General features: G+C 45.5%; 6 protein-coding genes and 1 pseudogene. All 7 read left to right on the top strand.

The window, feature by feature from the left end:
• Positions 1–13: 13 nt before the first annotated feature.
• Positions 14–2,911 (top strand): annotated as a pseudogene (locus AB4114_RS04260) (family 78 glycoside hydrolase catalytic domain).
• A gap of 37 nt (positions 2,912–2,948) precedes the next feature.
• A complete protein-coding gene (locus AB4114_RS04255) occupies positions 2,949–4,493 on the top strand; it encodes an alpha-L-rhamnosidase-related protein (RefSeq protein ID WP_441987296.1) in 1,545 nt (514 codons plus the stop codon).
• An 18-nt stretch (positions 4,494–4,511) separates the two neighbouring features.
• Entirely contained in the window at positions 4,512–6,176 is a 1,665-nt protein-coding gene (locus AB4114_RS04250) for a glycoside hydrolase family 3 protein (protein WP_441987295.1), read from the top strand.
• A gap of 572 nt (positions 6,177–6,748) precedes the next feature.
• Entirely contained in the window at positions 6,749–7,909 is a 1,161-nt protein-coding gene (locus tag AB4114_RS04245) for a HupE/UreJ family protein (RefSeq protein ID WP_441987294.1), read from the top strand.
• Between the two features lie 54 nt (positions 7,910–7,963).
• Positions 7,964–12,670 carry a LamG-like jellyroll fold domain-containing protein gene (locus AB4114_RS04240; protein WP_441987293.1) on the top strand — a complete coding sequence of 1,569 codons (4,707 nt, stop codon included), beginning with the start codon at positions 7,964–7,966 and terminating at the stop codon, positions 12,668–12,670.
• Between the two features lie 39 nt (positions 12,671–12,709).
• Positions 12,710–17,869, top strand: a complete 5,160-nt coding sequence (locus AB4114_RS04235) for a DUF2341 domain-containing protein (RefSeq protein ID WP_441987473.1) — start codon at positions 12,710–12,712, stop codon at positions 17,867–17,869.
• Positions 17,870–18,060: 191 nt separating this feature from the next.
• Positions 18,061–18,831, top strand: a complete 771-nt coding sequence (locus tag AB4114_RS04230; protein ID WP_441987292.1) for a DeoR/GlpR family DNA-binding transcription regulator — start codon at positions 18,061–18,063, stop codon at positions 18,829–18,831.
• Positions 18,832–19,265 lie beyond the last annotated feature (434 nt).

Below are 19,265 nucleotides of genomic sequence, written 5' to 3'. Positions count from 1 at the left end.
GAGGAGGACAACAATGGGGAATTTACAGGTTACGACGTTGAAATGTGAATATAGAACGAATCCGCTTGGTATTGGAGCGGGGAGTCCTCAGTTAAGCTGGCAAATTGAATCCGATCGCCGCGGCACACTGCAGCGTGGTTATCAGATCATCGTAGCTAAAGAAGATGCTGATTTTACAAAGCCAGTATGGGACACAGGCTATACGGAATCCGATCAATCGATTCAAATAGTTTATGGGGGACAGCAGCTACAGTCAAGAACTCGTTACCTATATAAAGTGAAAGTCTGGGATAACTTTGGTCGAGAATCCGCATGGAGTGAGGTCGCTTGGTGGGAGATGGGCTTGTTAGATCGAGCCGAATGGTCAGCCGATTGGGTCACACCTAACGAGAGTGAGATCGATTCACAGTCCGAGGCTGCCTTTCTACTCCGCAAGCAATTTGAGGTTAAGGGAACCATCCAATCTGCACGTATATATGCAACGGCGGCTGGCGTCTACGAGCTGTATCTAAATGGAACGCGTGTTTCTGATGAGTTATTGGCGCCAGGATGGACGAGTTATCCAACTCGTTTGCAAGTTCAAACCTATGATGTTACGGATTTGCTTCATCCAGAGGGCAATGGGATCGGGATTCTACTCGGTGACGGCTGGTACAAAAGCGGGATGGGCTTTGAGAATAAAAACTTTAAATACGGCGAACGTCGGGCTGTCCTCGCACAGCTGCATATTCGATATCAAGACGGTACAGAGACTGTTGTAGCCACGGATACGACATGGAAAGCTTCAACAGGTGCGATTCAGTATGCAACGATTTACCATGGTGAAACGTATGATGCACGTTTGGAGCAAGCTGGCTGGAGCTCGGCACGCTTCCGAGATGATGAGTGGAGATCCACGGAGATTTATTCAGATATCAGCTTTGATAGGCTGATACCACAAGAAAATGCACCGACACGTGTAACGGAAACGATACGTCCTATCGCTTATTTCATAACGCCTGCGGGCGATCATGTGCTCGATATGGGTCAAAATATGGTAGGCCGCATGCGCTTTACCGTAACCGCTCCTGCGGGTACGCGAATTGAGTTAAAGCATGCTGAAGTATTGGATAAAGAAGGCAATATTTATTTCGGCAACCTGCGGCCAGCGAAGCAGGTCGTGACCTATATTGCCAAGGGGAACGGCCCTGAAACCTATGCACCTCATTTCAGTTTCATGGGCTTTCGCTATGTGAAGGTTGAGGGCTTCCCAGGCCAAGAAAACGGCTTGCCGCTGGATGCTTTTGTCGGTGAAGTCATGCATACCGATATGGAGTCGACAGGCGAGTTCGAATGCTCGGATGCTAGAGTGAATCAGTTGCAACGCAACATTCGTTGGGGTCAACGAGGTAATTTCTTAGACGTACCGACGGATTGTCCGCAGCGTGACGAACGCTTAGGGTGGACGGGGGATGCACAGGTTTTCATCTCCACGGCGCTATTTAATTACCAAGGCGGTCCCTTCTTCACGAAATGGCTGCATGATGTGAAGGCTGAACAAAGACCCAATGGTGGGATTCCTTTTGTGGTCCCCGATGTTGTAGGCGGCGAGAATTCGGCTGCTTGGGGAGACGCTGCTGTGATCTGCCCTTGGACGGTTTATCAATATTATGGGGATAAACGTCTGCTTGCTGAACAATATGAAAGCATGAAAGGATGGATTTCTTACATCCGATCGCAAGGTGAGCAAGAATATTTATGGAACACAGGTTTCCATTTTGGCGATTGGCTTGCGCTGGATGCGAAAGAAAATAGCTACATCGGTGCGACTCCCGTAGCGCTAGTTGCAACGGCTTATTATGCCTATTCGACACGTATTGTTCGGGATGCGGCAAGAGCTCTAGGACATGAGGAAGAGGCACAATCCTTCGATGAGCTTTATCAAGGTATCATTCAAGCCTTCCAGGATGAATTTATAACGTAAAATGGACGCGTTGCAGCTCCGACGCAAACTGCGCATATCCTTGCACTCGTTTTCGATTTGGTCGAGGATGAGGTGAGCGCAAGAGTCGCGAAGGATCTCAATGAACTCATTCTAGATAATGATTATCATTTATCAACGGGCTTCGTGGGCACACCGTACTTGTGCTTCGCGCTTTCGAATAACGGCTATCATGAAACAGCGGTTAAACTGCTGTTGCAAGAAAGCTATCCAGGGTGGCTGTATTCCGTTTCCAAGGGAGCGACAACCATCTGGGAGCATTGGGACAGCATGAAATCTGACGGTTCCTTCTGGAGCGATGATATGAACTCTTTTAACCACTATGCTTATGGCGCCATCGGAGACTGGATGTACCGCAAAATAGCCGGCTTGGATATGGACGTTACCGTACCAGCCTTCAAACGAATTCATATCGAGCCATTATTTGGACGGAATAGTCTCTCTTATGCCAAAGCAGCGCATACTTCGCTTTATGGACGAATTGAATCCGGTTGGCAGGTTGATCAGGGGCAAATTCAACTGATGGTTCGTGTTCCTGCTAATACAACTGCAGAAGTTATTCTTACGGGAGCTGCGCTTGGCAGCGTGCTAGAAGGGGGACTTTCCCTCGATACCTCGATCCCTGGCATTCAATCCATAAGTGAAGTCGAGCAAGGGGTTTGTGTCGTTCTTGGATCTGGAGATTATACGTTCAACTATACGAATCATGATTTATTCCGCGTAAAATTTAATGAACATTCGAGAATCAATGATGTGCTGGATCATGAAGCGGCAACGTCAATTTTCCGAAAACATATGTCAGCCTTATTCGAAGGTCCCTTTCTTAATTTCGTTCGCAAGTCGACGATCAAGCAGTTGGGGGAAAACACGATGACAGGCATAACGAAGCAACAAATGGATGCGATGCTCGCTGAACTAGTTCTCATATAAGTTATCCAGCCGCACAGATAGGAGTGTTTTAAGCGTAATGGGAATATATCAAAAATTTGTAGAAATAGCAGAAAAGCTAACTCCTGACTTGCACGAGTCTATGGTTAAGCCTAAATCAGTCATCGAGGTCGTAGCGGATGAAGAAGCTTTTCAAGGGTGGAGAACACAAGAAACGGAGAGTGTGGAAGCGTTAGAAGCAAAATCCTTCGGGAAGGATGATAGCTTCATTCTGGATTTTGGCGATCATCAGGTAGGTTATCTCTCCTTTGCGATTAAGTCTGTGGGCAGTCCTCAAGATGCCCCGCTCGGGCTGAAGCTCATCTTTGGCGAGATGCCATGTGAGGTGGCGGAATCTTTTGACAGTTATGAAGGTTGGTTGAGTAAATCCTGGCTGCAGGAAGAGACGATTTATATCGATGTTTTACCTACCGTTCTAAAACTGCCTCGTAGATATTGTTTCCGGTATGTGAAAATGATGATTATCGATACCTCCCGTAAGTTTACGGTCCAGTTTACCGATATTCATTGCACAGCGGTTACTTCTGCTGATGTGAGGGAATTAACTCCGCTGCCCGCCAATGTTCCGGCTGACTTACAAGTCATCGATGCGATTAGCATGAAGACGCTTCAAGACTGCATGCAAACGGTATTCGAGGACGGACCGAAGCGGGACCGCAGGTTGTGGATCGGGGATTTAAGACTACAAGCTTTGGCGAACTATCAAACCTTCCATCATTATGATCTGGTGAAGCGATGCTTGTACTTGTTTGGCGGTATGACACTTGATGACGGTGCTGTTGGGGCTTGTGTCTTTGAAAAGCCCAAACCGTTAGTCGATGATACGCGACTTTATGATTATTCGCTCTTTTTCGTAGCTACCTTATTCGATTATTATGAAGCATCCAAGGATAGAGAAGCACTAGTAGATTTATGGCCAGTTGCCTTCGAACAAATAGAGATCGGATTAGGTCGATTAGATGCTTACGGAGTGGTGCGTGATGATGAAACCTGGTGGTGCTTCACGGATTGGCATCCGGAGCTAAATAAACAAGCATCTGCGCAAGCTATTTTGCTGTATTGTCTCAAACGGGGCCTTGGACTGGCGAAAGAGCTGGGCAAAAGTCAAGAAGCAGCATTCATTTCAGAACAAATTGATCATGTGACAAACAGCGCACTGCAGTATTTATGGGACGAGAAAACTGGATTCTTTGTAAGTGGAGCAGGTAAGCAGGTTTCATGGGCATCTCAGGTGTGGATGGCTCTGGCGGGCGTGTTGAACGAGGTAGAAAATGGTCATTTGATGGATCGACTATTGGAGTCTCCGCCAGAAATCGGAATGACAACGCCTTATATGTATCATCATTTCATTGAAGCTTTATTTGAAAGCGGTAGACCTGAACAAGCGATTGAGCAAATCAGAGCGTATTGGGGCGAAATGGTCAAAGACGGAGCGGATTGCTTCTGGGAAATCTATAACCCCAACGATAAAAAGCTATCACCCTATGGCAGTAATTTAATTAATAGCTATTGCCATGCATGGAGCTGTACACCGACGTACTTTATTCGCAAGTATTTACTGTAACGGGAGGCTGCACGCGAAATGAAAGATGATCAACTTCGTCAAAAACCTTTTTATTTATCAGATTCTGACATTTCTTGGGTAAAGGAAACGAGTGAGGGGCTCAGCTTGGAAGAAAAAGTTGGGCAGTTGTTCGTTGTGGTTCAAAAGCCATTTTCACCGGAGCCTGAGGATTTACTAAGCATTAAACCAGGTGGCGTGCATCTCTTTGCTTTTAGTCCTGATGCGACAAAGGTCAATCAACAATTGAAAATAGCGGATATGCAAAGCCGAAGCAAGCTGCCTTTGCTGGTGACAGGAGATTTAGAGTCTGGCGGATTTGGCGGAGCTGTTGACGGAACGAATCTTGGCATGAACATGCAGGTTGCAGCTACGGGCAAGCCAGAACTGGCGGAAGCTTTTGGTAAAGGTATAGAAGCTGAAGGCTCGGCAATCGGCTTTAACTGGGTACTCGGGCCGGTGCTGGATATTAACTATAATCATCAAAATCCGATCGTCAATACACGTGCCTTCGGAGATACACTTGAGGTGGTAGAAACGTACGCAATGCCAGTTGTAGAGGGTGTACAGGAAAGCGGGAGAATGGCAGCTTGCGTGAAACATTGGCCAGGTGACGGGATGGATGACCGCGATCAGCATAAAGTGCTGACGGTTAATTCCATGCCGATGCAGCAGTGGCGCGAAACCTATGGTCGTGTATATCGTTCAGCTTTTTATGCCGGTGTCAAAAGTGTAATGAGCGCGCATATTGCACTTCCCGCTTACTATGAGGAGCTTGGCATTCACGATGTTAGAAAGCAGCATACGCCAGGTTCGCTTTCCTATGAACTAAACGTGAAGCTGCTTAGAGAAGAACTAGGTTTTAACGGGTTAATCATTTCCGACGCGACAGCGATGGTCGGCATGACGAGTTGGGGACCGCGACATGAAATCGTTCCTGGCTGTATCGCTTCTGGTGTGGATATGTTTCTATTCACAGCAGATCTCCAATATGACTTTGAAGCCATGCTTCAGGGGGTCAAAGATGGCGTTATTACAGAGGAACGTTTGAATGATGCGGTGACGAGGGTACTGGCTCTAAAAGCTTCGTTGGGTCTGCATCTGGAAAGACCAGCGCAGCAAGATTTAGCTTGTGTAGGATCTGACAAGCATATGAAATTAGCCCAAGAATTAGCTCGAACCTCAGTGACGCTAGTGAAGGACACGCAAAACTTACTGCCCATTTCCACTGAAAAACATAAGAGAGTTCTTCTCATTGCTTCTGGGAGTGAAGGCTCCTTATTCACAGAGAATGGTGCAGGAGGTAGTCTCTTTGAACAGATGTTGGTGAATGAAGGGTTTGAAGTGGTTAGAAATTACCATCTCAAACAGGACAATAATGACATCGATTTGGTCATCTACGTGACGCAGCGCTCGCCGGGCTTTATGCAGAATTCCCTGCGTATGTCACCGGAAGAGGCGGGAGGTATCTTTACATGGTATCCTACCTACGTTCCAACCTTATTCATTTCACTTGGTAACCCGTATACTTTATATGAGATGCCCACAATGCCGACAATGATTAATGGCTATAATGCTTCAGCGATTGTTCAAAGGGAAATTCTGAATTGTTTGCTGGGCAAACAACCCTTTTTAGGTACATCGCCTGTTGATGCATTTTGTGGCTCGGCATGGGCTCGGTTTTAAATGGTGTAGTGGGCACCGTTCTTCTTGTACTTAGTATTCAAACGCAAGCCGATGCATTGACGTGTAGATCCAATCAAGTCCGCCTAACTAGCGGGCTTTTTTGTTTTGGGGATGCAGGAAACCTCTCCAAGTGTTTTGTTCAAAAAGTGCTTAGAAAGCATTTTTATGCTTTGTTTTGCTGTTTTACTTCTGAATTGGCAGTGTGTACTAGCAGTCTTTCCATGCAAATATTAGCGTTTTCGTTTGTGGAAGGAATATGTGTAGGGTATACGCAGATTAGAATATAGATATGCTGAACGACAGATGAGTCTCGTTGATATCCTGTATATTCCTTTATTTTAAAAGGTTTTCTGGCTACAAATTTATTTCGCAATAAATGGAAATTCACTCTTTTTAGCGTGCATGTTTAATAAAACAGGGAGAGATTTGTAATCATTTTATCTGTATTAAAAGAGCAAAAAGTATAGATGATTTGTAAACTAATAAAAAGCATAATAAATAAATATATTGTAAAAAACAGCATTATATATTGCTTGATATTGCTGTTATTACTATACTGAACAAGGAGAAACATGAATAAGTGGGAGGAGAAAATGATTGTTATTTTAAACGGTATGTTAGGTAAACGGCTGGTTAAATGTCTTCTGTCACTATGGTTGCTAGTTGTCATTTGGCCTGTACATTCAGCTAGCGCACATATGGCGACGACAGGATATTCGGATGTAACTATTGACAATTCTACCATTCGCTATCAGTTATATCTGGACCCGGAAGAGTATGCTCAATGGCTTGATAGCAAATCCAACAAGTCAACGTACGTTTTCGATCCTGCTGCGCCACAACAGTCTGCCTGGAAAATTGATGATGTGCAGCGAATGATTACGGAGGGGCTTTTTGTAAATAGCGCGAATGTGACCGAATCAGCTACTTTACAGGGAGTAACACTTAAGCAGAGGGAAAATCGTTCCTATATGATGATCGATTTGGTTTATGATTTCCCTGATGCAATCCAGGATTATGCCATTAACTATGAGTTGTTTTTTGATGATTTGGATCCTCAACATCAAAATTTCACGAAAATCCACTACAAGGGCAGCTCGGTAGATATGATTTTTAACAAAGATCACCGACTTGTGGCGGAAGAAGCTGAGGGGATGAAATCTGGGAACAGGAGCCTAATGCTGCCCGATTGGTTGGTGTCGATAGTTGAATATATCGGAATTGGTGTCCACCACATTTGGACCGGAATTGATCATTTACTCTTCGTTACCGCTCTTATCATACTTCCGCAACGCAAGCGAGACTATTTGAAGACTTTGACGGCATTTACGATTGGTCACAGCATTACGCTTATTCTAGCTTCTCTCAAGATTGTTAATATCCCGTCATCTGTAGTTGAACCTTTAATTGCACTGAGCATCGTGTATGTGGCAGTAGAAAATATATGGTTAAGGAAGATCAATAAGCGTTGGGCATTGTCTCTTGGTTTTGGACTTATCCATGGTTTAGGATTCGCTGAGGTGCTGCGAGATGCATTTCTGAATCATTTTATCTTATCTATATTCTCCTTCAATGTGGGGGTCGAGATCGGACAGATCGGTGTATGGCTTGTCTTGCTGCCGATTGTCGTCTTTGCATCAAAATGGCGCAACTATCGCTATGCCCTAGGCATTGCATCAGGGTTGATTGCGCTGATGGGAGCAATATGGGTCGTGGAGCGAACTCTGCTTTAAATTTGCTAGTATGTGGTTACAAGAAACGAAATATGAACAAGGGAGTGAATATGTATGTGGCATGATAGCAATCAAACATTGGTCAGACTGAAGAAGGGAATAGCTCTACTTAGCACGATGACGATGTTGTTGGCGAGTATCGGGGGAATGACACAGCCTGTTGCAGCAGCAGCGGATTACGAACTTCAATTGAACCTTAATTTTGATAACAGTACGATAGCAGACAGTTCAGGAAAGAATCTTGCAGGGACGCTAACCGGTACGCCTAGTTATGTGGACGGTGTTTCTGGAAAAGCCATGTATTTTAAAGGTAATTCCTTTATTGACATGGGTAAACCGGCTGAGCTGCAATTCGGCACCAGTACCAATTTCTCCATCGCTTTCTGGATAGATAATAAAGATACATCGAATACCAACATTGTATCCAACAAAAATTGGTCGAGTGGCGCCAATACGGGGTTTGCGATCACGCCATGGTGGAATACGGTCAATACCGATAAAGTGAATTTTACGGCGGCGGGCAAAACAAGGCTGGATTTATTTGCAGCTCCTACCTTCGCCAACAAAGGCTGGACGTTCATGGCCTACACCTATGACAGAAACGGTATGCTGACGGTATATCAGAACAACGTGAAAATCGGTGAACTTAACATCAGTTCCCATAAGAATGCAACCATTGATTCTCTAAACTTCGTTATTGGTGCTGATGGAAATAAAAATCTAACTTTCTCCTTGAAAGACGCCAAACTTGATGAGTTCCGGGTCTATAAGGGGCTAATCGATCAGGCTGAGATGGATAAGTTGTATATGGATGGTGTTCCGAAATTAACGATTACCAAAGTTGAAACGGCAATTAGCGATGCAAGAGCGAGTGATTTGGTATATCCAGAAAGTGCCTATGACAAGCTCGGACAGGATCTTGCTGCTTTCAAAAGCGGAATTGATGCAGCAGCATCCACTTCTGAGAAGGTCGCCATGGTAGCTGCGCTTGAGCGATCGTTGGCTGCTTTCCAGGCTGCAGGACTTTCCAATGTCGTGTATTTGGATTTTGATGACGAGACAGCGACAGACCGTTCCGGAAAAGGGAATAACGGAGTGCTGAACGGGGCGCCGACTTTTACAGAAGGTGTCCTCGGGAAAGCCATGTATTTTAAAGGGAATAGTTATATTGATATGGGGAAGCCGGCTGCCCTGCAATTTGGCGCTAACATGAACTTCTCTATAGCCTATTGGATCGATAATAAAGATACAACGAATACGGCTGTTGTATCTAACAAAAACTGGTCAACTGGCGCGAATACCGGTTTTACGATCTCGACATGGTGGGAGCAAGCCAATAAGGATAAAGTGAATTTTACGGCAGCAGGCAAAACGAGAATTGATACCTGGGCAACAACCGTAGCTGGCAAAGGCTGGACGTTCATGGTGTATACCTATGACAGAAACGGCATGCTGACGGTGTACCAAAACAACGTTAAAGTTAGTGAGGTTGATATCTCCGGTGTTAAGGGGGCATCAATCGACTCGCTAAATTTCGTCATTGGGACTGACGGAGCTAAAAACGTGAGCTTTAACTTGAAGGATGCCAAGTTGGACGAGTTTCGCGTATACCGTGGCATCATTAACCAGAACGAGCGGGAAAGTCTGCAGAGAGATGTGTTCGCCAAGCAGTTAGCCGAAAAGGTAGAAAAGTCGATAGATGATGCTAACGCAAGCGGTATAATTTTTCCGCAAACTGCTTATGATCAGATCGGGCAAGCACTTGCTCGGTATAAAACGAATTTGGATACAACGTCCGCTGAGAGCACGAAGACGCTGATGGACGAACTGAGCGCTTCACTACAAGCGTTCGAGGATTCACCAGGCGTTATCTCAGGTCCAGACTTGCTCCATATGGATTTTACGCAATCCGTTGGCAGTGATAGCAGTCCTGGCCAGCATGTAGGCAGTGCGGTCGGAGCGCCAGTGATGTACGATCATCCCCTTTTTGCCAAACCAGTATTGGCGCTTGATGGAATTGATTCGTATGTCCGCATACCAAATGAGACTAAACTAAGTCCGAAGCAAATGTCGATGGCTGCTTCATTCTCACTCGATACACTCAGTCGTACGCAAACGATAATAGGGAAAACGCATGAATCGGATTATTCAATGGCTTTCAATCCAATTTCCAAGAAACTCGAAGCCATGTTTTATGTGAAAGAGGATGCTGGCACAGAAGGTTATGTTACTGTCGATAGCGGTAAACCGTTGGAGGCGAATAAAATCTATTATGCGTTGGCGACATATGATGGAGCGACTGCAAAGCTTTATATCAATGGCGAAGAAACGATGTCCAGATCCAGAGTAGGTGAGATCGGAGGCGCAACGAAAGTTGATTTGGCCATCGGGGCCAGCGCGAATCCGGTTGGAGCTCAAGACTACATGCAAGGCAAGATCGGTCTGGTGCAGTTGTACAGCCAAGCTGTAAATGCGTTTAAAGCCAAATTCTTGTATAAGCAGTATGTACGCGATTATGCATCAACGGTCACGTCCATTCGCTTGGATGTTCCCACCAACTGGGTCGTTGGACAATCAGGACAAGCTGTCCTCCAACTGATCGACAACTCGGCCAATGAAGTTAAGGCCAAGCAGCAAGCCATTGTCTATCAAAGTCAACATCCAGAAGTAGCGACCGTCAATGCTCAGGGCATCATCGTACCGATAGCTCCAGGCAAGTCTCTGATTACGGCACAGTTAGGCACATTCAGTGCTTCAGTCGAGATTACAGTGAGAGCAAAAGTACGGCAGTATCTTCAGATTGATGGTCCGCAAACGATGCAACCAGGGGACGTTGCCAATCTGCAAGCCAAATTTATTAATAATGATGGCAGTATGGATTCCGTTACGTTGGCAACTTATTCATCGGATAATCCAAACGTTATCCAAGTTGATGCGAGTGGAAAGGTCAGAGCGATAGCTCCTGGTACTGCACTCATTCATGTTGAAGCAAATGGATTAACAGCGGACCTGATGATCGTCGTAGCATTTACGCCACCTGTCGGTGAGCCAGGCAAGTCTCACATCATCTCACTTCAATTTGCCGGTCCACACACACTTAAAGTGGGGGATACAGCATCAACCGTTATTCAAGCTGTATATGATGATAATTCACTCTTCCCTGTAAACCAGTATGTTAGTTATCGAAGCGACAACCCAAGCGTCGTTCAAATCGATGCTGTAACGGGAGAGTTAACAGCTTTAACGTCAGGAGTAGCACGACTTTATGCCACCTACCAAGGGTTTGCTGCCAATTATGCGATAGCTGTGGTCCCAAATCAAGGACCTCTTCTGCAGGGTGTTAATCTTACTGCTCCTGCGAGCATGAAAGTTGGCGAGCAAGTTTCCTTACAAGCGCAAGCCATCTACGATCATGCAGATCCAATCGAAATTGCTTCAATGGCAGAATGGACTGTGGAGGATTCTTCCATTCTAAGCATAGATTCACAAGGCAGGTTGACTGGACTAAAGCAAGGAACGACGGTAGTCACCGTAGTTTATCAGGATAAAGCTGCACAGTCGTCCATTCGTGTGCTCGATGTAGATAATGGAAGTGGCGGCGGTGGAGGAGATTCTTCTTATGAAGGTAACTCTTCAGGCTCGTCCAATCCTACGGATCATAAGCCGGGTTCAACGCTTGTAACAGATGAACAACTCCAAGGGCTGTCAGGGAATATCCGTGTTGATATCGCGTCAGATATTACACAAGTTTTGTTCCCGGCTTTGGCAAGCAAATTGTCGGGCAGCCAAGTGGTTTCAATTGGGCAAGATGACCTTTCCCTTCATGTGAGCGGAAAACTGTTGCAATCGGCAGCAAAGGAAATGGTACTTAAAACTGCGGGCGAAGGCAAACTTGCCGTATCGTTTCCGGCCATGTCTGAGCAAGACCAACAGAAATGGGAGAATACATTGAAACAAGATGCAGGAGCGATGTCACTAGTCTCCCGCATATATGATTTCTCAGCTGAACTGCAAATGGCTAACGGACAGAAGATCGCTACGGAATTGCCTCAAGGCTCTGTGCAAATTGAGTTCGTTGTACCTCAAGGCGCGGACAAGGAATTGCTTGGTGTGTATCAACTATTCCAAGATGGAAGCACGAAATACGTGGGAGGTCATCTGACAGATCGAGGCATTGAGTCTAATTTAGATAATAATGGTAAATATGCTGTGTTATCGTATAAAAAAACGTATAGCGATGTCCCTGTCGAGCACTGGGCATTCCGGACCATTCAGGTCATGAGCGCTAATCATACGGTTAAGGGGGTAAGTGATCAATATTTCCAACCTGAGCGAAGTATCACAAGAGCGGAATTTGTTGCGCTGTTGGTTAACTCGCTAGAACTTAAGCCGAGCAAAGCTGAGAAGTTTACGGATGTGCCAAGCAGCGCTTGGTATGCAGCATATATAGATTCGGCGGCGGGGGCAGGGTTGATTGACGGCAAGGGAGACAGCTTATTCAAGCCGGATGCGGAGATCAGCCGAGAAGAAATGGCGGTTCTACTTGTACGAGCTTATGAGCGTAAGTATGGCAAGGTGGAGCTTAAGCAAGCTTCCATTTTCCTAGACATGGATCAGACTTCAACATGGGCGCGCGATTCCGTTCAGATGGCAGCACAATTAGGCCTGTTGAATGGTCGAGGTAATGGTGCATTTGTTCCTGAGGAGCCATCCAAACGGGCAGAAGCGGTACAAGTCATGATGAAATTGCAAGCGAAATAGGCATTCATATTAAAGATAAAGGAGTGACCAGCTTTGAAAATGGGTTTATGGAAAAAACGAATAATGGTCATACTGCTGCTCGCGCTATTCCTCCAAATCCTACAGCCTGTCGGCGTATTGCCTACTAGCACTGCGACTGCAGCGGTTACCGCCAATTGGGCGGATACGGATCGGAATTACCGAATCATGATAAGTTTCGACAATCAAGCGGCATTGGAAGATTTGCAGGATTTCCCAGTTCCTGTGAAGCTTGATGCTTCCAAAATCAATTACACGGTCACCAATCAAGATGACTTGCATTTCTTCAATGACGATCAATCGGTACAATTGCTGTATGAAGTTGAGAAATGGGATCCGCAAGGCGAAAGCATCGTATGGGTGACAGTGCCAAAGATTCGCTCGGCATCCAGCACGGATCATATGTGGCTTTATTACGGCGGAAGCTCTCTCAAGACGAACGATCAGTTGCAAGCTTGGAATTCGGACTTCTTGTTAGTCTATCACTTCGGTCAACGGATTGTGGACAATTATGCTAACCCGAGTCAAGTGGAGCAGTTCAAGGATTCTACGTCAAATGCCAACATCGGCTTGCGCCAAGCGAAAAGTGCCACAACAAGCGGCACGGCCTACACACTGGAGGGTGAAGATCCTAAATATCATAGGGTTGGACGCTATTTTGAGAATAGCTTGGGGACAATCTATCCAGCCAATACAACCAACAATGGGAATATAGGCGACGGAGAGCCGCAAATCACGATTTCCGGTTGGGCGCGATTAGCTCAGGGGAAAGTAGCGGGCAGTATGTTGGTTCGGGAAAATGCGTATTGGTTAAAAGCGGTGGCCGGCAAATGGATGGCTAACGTCTTTACCGATGCAACGGATAATAACTTAAATGGTCAAACAGCAAGCCTGCAATTAAATGGAGGGGCTACTGATTACAATTGGACGTACCTCTCGCTGACCTATAATAGCTCACTTGCAGGCAATAACCTGATTTTGTATCGCGATGGAGTCAAGGTTGCCGAGGGTCGGCGCACAGGAAATATTAAGGCGGGCAGCGCCTTAACGATAGGAGGCAGTTCATTCAAAGGAGGGATCGATGAAGCACGAATATCCCGAACGGCTAGAAGCGCTTCATGGGTACAAGCTGAATATTTGAGTATGATGGATACCTTTCTTATTTACGGAGAAGCGGAATCCCAGAATGCCGCTTTACAGATGACGGTTTTTCAACCCAAAGAAGGGGCTACATATTATTCACCTGATCTTACGTTCAGTGGATTTATTAGTCAGTCTGCTGTCATTACCTACAGGTTAGACGGCGGTGCGCCAGTTACGATCAGCTCCCAATCAACAGCATTCCAAACGACGTTATTATCGTTGAAAAGCGGCCAGCATACGCTTGCAATTGACGCTGTCGCTACTTCCAACTCCCAGTTGGTAGTCAGTAAGCGTATTGCATTCCAGATTGATGGAAGCAAGTTGAAGCCGATTGTTACACTGAAAGGTGCTGACGGTGAGATTGTCGATGCCAACGGGAAAGTGTCATTGAAAGCTGATGTAATCGAACCGACGGACGATACGATGGATCTCGCATTTTACGAGAAAAATGTACAATTTGTAAGCGATTTTCAAACGAATTCGTCGACGAACAAAGCGTATGATTTCACAAATTCCATGGATCCGCCGAAAACTGACGCGATTACCGTGGAACAGCCGTTGCCGGATAACGCTTTAAAGTCGATACAGGCTTCTGATAGTTCTTACTATAGTACGCAATCTTTGAAAAATTATCCATATCAACGGTTCGATATGACCGTTGAAGGTGATCTATCCCAGATAGATGAGTTGGAAGTAACTTGGCAAGGACATTCCAAGCAACAAGTAATGATCTATGCATGGGACTTTATCGCTAGTAAATGGAAACAAGTTGCGATGAAGGTGGGAAATGCGAACAACAGCGATTTCGAACTCACAGCTATTTTAGATACAGCAACGATGGTGGATGCGAATAAGAAAGTGAAACTGTATGTTGCAGCTACACAGCAGAATACCATGCTCCCAGGGCAGAAGCCGGAACGTGACCAGTATGATTTCTCCTTCGCGTGGATGACGGATACGCAAATGGAAGCACAGGACTTTCCGGATGTTTACGACAAAATGACCCAGTGGGTTGCAGACAATAAAGATAGTAAAAACATTCAATATGTCGTCCATACCGGAGATATTGTCAATGTTGCTACGTCTGATCCTCAATGGGTAAATGCGGATCGCAGTATGAAAATATTGGATGACGCTAATGTGCGATATGGTGTACTTGCCGGTAATCATGACGTAAATTCACCTTATACGAATACAAGCTCAAGTCAGTTATATTATAAATATTTCGGTGAGGATCGATTTAAGAACAAACCTTATTACGGAGGAACTGATCGTAATAATAAAAACCATTATGATTTAATTTCTGCTGGCGGCATGGATTTTATTATCGTCTATCTGAGCTGGGGTGTTGATCAAGCTTCCATCGACTGGGCGAATGATGTGCTCAGCCGGTACAAGGATCGCAAAGCCATCGTTACTACGCATTCGTACTTGTTATATGATACAGGCAACTATGATACGCAAGATTTTGGCGGACAAAAAATTATGGAAAAAGTCATTGCACCGAACAGCAATGTCTTCATGGTGCTATGCGGACATCGTCAAGCTGCCTTCTATAATGTGAAGCGTATTGACGGGAAAGTCGTCTATGAATTGCTGCATGATTATCAGGATACGTCGTTAGGCGGAGCAGCTTACTTGCGAATGCTTTATTTTGATGTTAAAAAACAGTTGGTTTATATGGTTCCTTACTCGACGATAACGAATGATAACTATGGCTTTTTTCAAGAGCAATATGAAACGTATACGTTGCCGCTTAACACGGATATTGGCGATATCGAGTTGGCGACAGGTTATATCGGTCTCAAAGGAAGCAAAATACAGCAACTTGCAGCAGCTCAGCCTATCGTGAGCGGTGGACAATCAGCGTGGGAATGGTCAGGGCTGACTACAAACTCGACCTATTCCTGGTACGCGGAAGCGACGGATTCGTATGGGAATACGACGAAATCGGTGGAGAAGACGTTTACTTTGAAGGATTCACCGGTGACGTCGATCCGTTTGAAGGGACTTGCGCCAATGAAGATTGGTGAGCAGAGAAGCACGGTTGTCGAGGCGACTTACCAGAATGGTAAAGTGGTGGAAACTACGGAGGGATACTCGTTTACCAGCAGCAATTCGGCTGTTGCTTCCATTACGGGAGCGGGAGTGGTAACCGCTCATTCGCGAGGTGAGACCATCATCACAGCGACGAATGGGGATGTATCAGGTTCTTATAAGTTGATTGTGCAAGACCCGTCAACGGCAGGGGCTGTTATGCAATCACTGCAGATTGATGGCTTGAAGCAGGCGATGGTTGGGGATCATCTGCAAACGGTTGTCACAGCCGTATATAGCGACAGCAGCAGCTCGGTGCTGCTCGATGCTAATCTCCTAGCACCGTCTGGATTAAACTTGTTCATTTCGGATGAAACGGTAGCGGCGCTAGATCGAAGGTCAGGTGCGGTTACTGCGCTGAAAGCAGGCCAGACGGTTATCACGGCTACGTATCAGCAGTTGAGCACCAACTATACGATTAACGTTCGAGACGATTCGATCCTGACTCCTCCAGAGCTAATAAAGTTGGAGATTACTGGGTTGAATCCATTGAAAATCGGAGAAAAAGCGAAAGTGAAATTGCTGGGAACGTATAGTGATCAGAAACTAGAGACGATTACTGAGGATTTGCAGTTTGCCAGCAGCGATGAAAGCATCGCCTCGGTCGATGCCGATGGGCTTGTAACAGCGAAAAAACAAGGAACGGTAACGATCACAACTTTTCATCATGAGCTTAAGGCTACCTATGAGCTGACCGTAAGGGCAGCTGATACAGGCGGCAATTCGGGATCACCAGGCGGCGGCACGGGTGGAGGATCTGGCGGGCAAAGCGGCCTTATACCGACGGATACTCATCTTGTTTCCGAGCCATTTGTACAGGTTATTAAACCTGATGATTTAACTCTTAAGAATGAACAGGGCACAGCCACGATTCGAGTGGAAGAGGGGAAATCCCAAGTTGCTGTTCCGTATGAAGCAGCTGCAGGGTTTACCGGGGATCATCTTCAGCTTGTATTTGATTGGGGATCGGCAAAAGTTTCGATGAAAGCCATTCGCGAAGCCGGCTCCAGTCTTGATGACGAGAATAGGAAAAAAAGCTCGCTTGTGTTGACTTACAATTCGATCACTGATGAGTTGCTGGGTGGCATGCAATCGGATTCCAGCCAAAGAACGGTGTTCTTAACCCCGGTAGTCCAAGTGAACTGGCAATTCCCGACGAACGGTAGCAAAGGATTGCAGGAGCCAAACAAGAACTTCACACCTATACAACTAAGTATGAAAGTACCTCCGCAAGGAAATGCCAAACGGGCAGGACTATACAAGGTTTATGAGGATGGTAGTCTGGCATATCAGTCGGAAAATATGGCATGGGATAAGCCAGAAGCTGTGTTTAACGTGTCAAATGGAGGCTCCTACGTTGTTCTGGATTACAATGTGAAATACCAAGATACCGGCGGCCACTGGGCAGCGGAAGTCATCGGTGACTTGGCAGCTAGACATATTTTTGAAGATATCGTGGCTGAACCGATTGTAAAAGGGAAAGAGACCAGTCAATTCGAACCAGACAAACGTGTCACACGGGCTGAATTCGCTGCACTTCTTGTCCGTGCGATTGGCCTATCAGGGTCAATTAAAAGTAATTTCGATGATGTTCCGAGCACAGCCTGGTACGGCCAAGATGTTGCAGCTGCTGTGGAGAGTGGCGTTGTACAAGGTGTTAGTGACTCGAGCTTCTCGCCAGATGATCTGGTAACCCGTGAGCAGATGGCTGTCATGTTGATGCGTGCGTGGGCAATTATGCCTAGACATGCCTTGTCAGATCCACGTGCAATTCAATTTCAAGATCAAGACGAGATATCGTCATGGGCGAAGCAGGCTATTCGAGATGCAGCTTCAATCGGGCTGCTGAATGGAACGGGAGAAGGGCAGTTCTCGCCAAAAGGCAATACTTCTCGAGCGGAAACTGTTCAAGCTATACACAATTATTTATTTGGGAAATGAAATTGAAAGATGCTTACAGAGAACGCATGTTCTTTGTAAGCATCTTTTTTTGCTTAGAATATGCTTGATGGTTTCCATGACTAGGGGCGCGCGCGACATGATGTCAAATGTCACATTTACTAGATTAAGCATTTTTGTTAGGATAGATAGATACAATGCAGATGGATGCGTTAACACGGAGGAGATACGAAATGCTTGCACCAGAAAGGCATCGATTAATATTATTGGAGCTAGAATCCAAGGGGCAAGTCACGGTTGTCGAATTAAAGTCATTATTGCAAGTTTCCCTTGATACTGTTCGTAGGGATCTAGAACGTCTGGAACAAGAAGATAAGCTTCAGCGTGTACATGGGGGAGCTGTTTCCAAAAGAGAAGAGTTGGCTACGAATCAAGCTTTCTTTAAGCGAAAGATTACGCAGAACGAAAGGAAGCAGGAATTAGCCGCGTATGCTGTTGAACTGGTGAGAGAGTATCAAGCTGTTTCTCTCAATGCTGGCACGACGAATATTGAGGTTGCCAAGCGACTCGCTGCTCGTTTTGAGAAGCTTACCGTCATAACGAATTCGCTTCGGATCGCAGATATTTTGGCCCAGAAGAAGGGCTTCACGGTTATCATTCCAGGAGGCTATTTGAATCATGAGGAGTTCTCCTTGTACGGCCGCTCGATTGAACAAGAAATTATGAGCTTTAATATCGACTTTGCATTTATTAGTATTAATGCGATATCCCTTGAGAAAGGGCTGACCGATTTTCGCCAGGGCGAAGATGGGGTCATTAATGCCATGCTAAAGAGCGCCAAGCGGAAGGTCGTCGTAGCGGATTCGAGCAAATTCGAAACGGTATCGTACCTGAACATTTGTGGATTGGATCAGATTGATACGATTGTAACCGATTCTTATATGGATACTGATCTTCTTGAGATGTATAAAAAACAACATATTTCCATTATAAACGCAGGCTAATCGCAGCTTGCCGCAATAACTGGAAAATCTCCATCTAAATCAGACCATTTGACCTATATTCAGAGAATAACTGTAAAAACTCCAGCTAGTTTCAACCATTTGCTCGCTTTTCACGACAAAGGTGAAATTTAACTGGAGTTTTTCCATCTAGATGGAAAAATCAGCCGAATCGAGCGGAATTAGATGTAGCTTTTCCATCTAATCACATCCATGATTGCGAGATGCGAGAAGGATGACAGCTGTATGAGTTCAGTCGTTTTCTTTAACAAAACGCAAGTTTAAATGACTTGCGTTTTTATTATGTTTTCCCAGTGTTAAAAACAGCATATAACAGCACATAATTGTTAATTTCACGTAAATTATCGCAAAATCTATTGCGTGTTTGCGTTGTGTCGATCTATAATTGAAAATATCAAAGCCACCAAGAAATGAGG

It is taken from the genome of Paenibacillus sp. 2RAB27 (assembly GCF_052115445.1).
Classification (GTDB): domain Bacteria; phylum Bacillota; class Bacilli; order Paenibacillales; family NBRC-103111; genus Paenibacillus_E.
The sequence above is the reverse complement of the archived record's forward strand: the minus strand, read 5'-3'. Positions and strand labels throughout refer to the sequence as shown.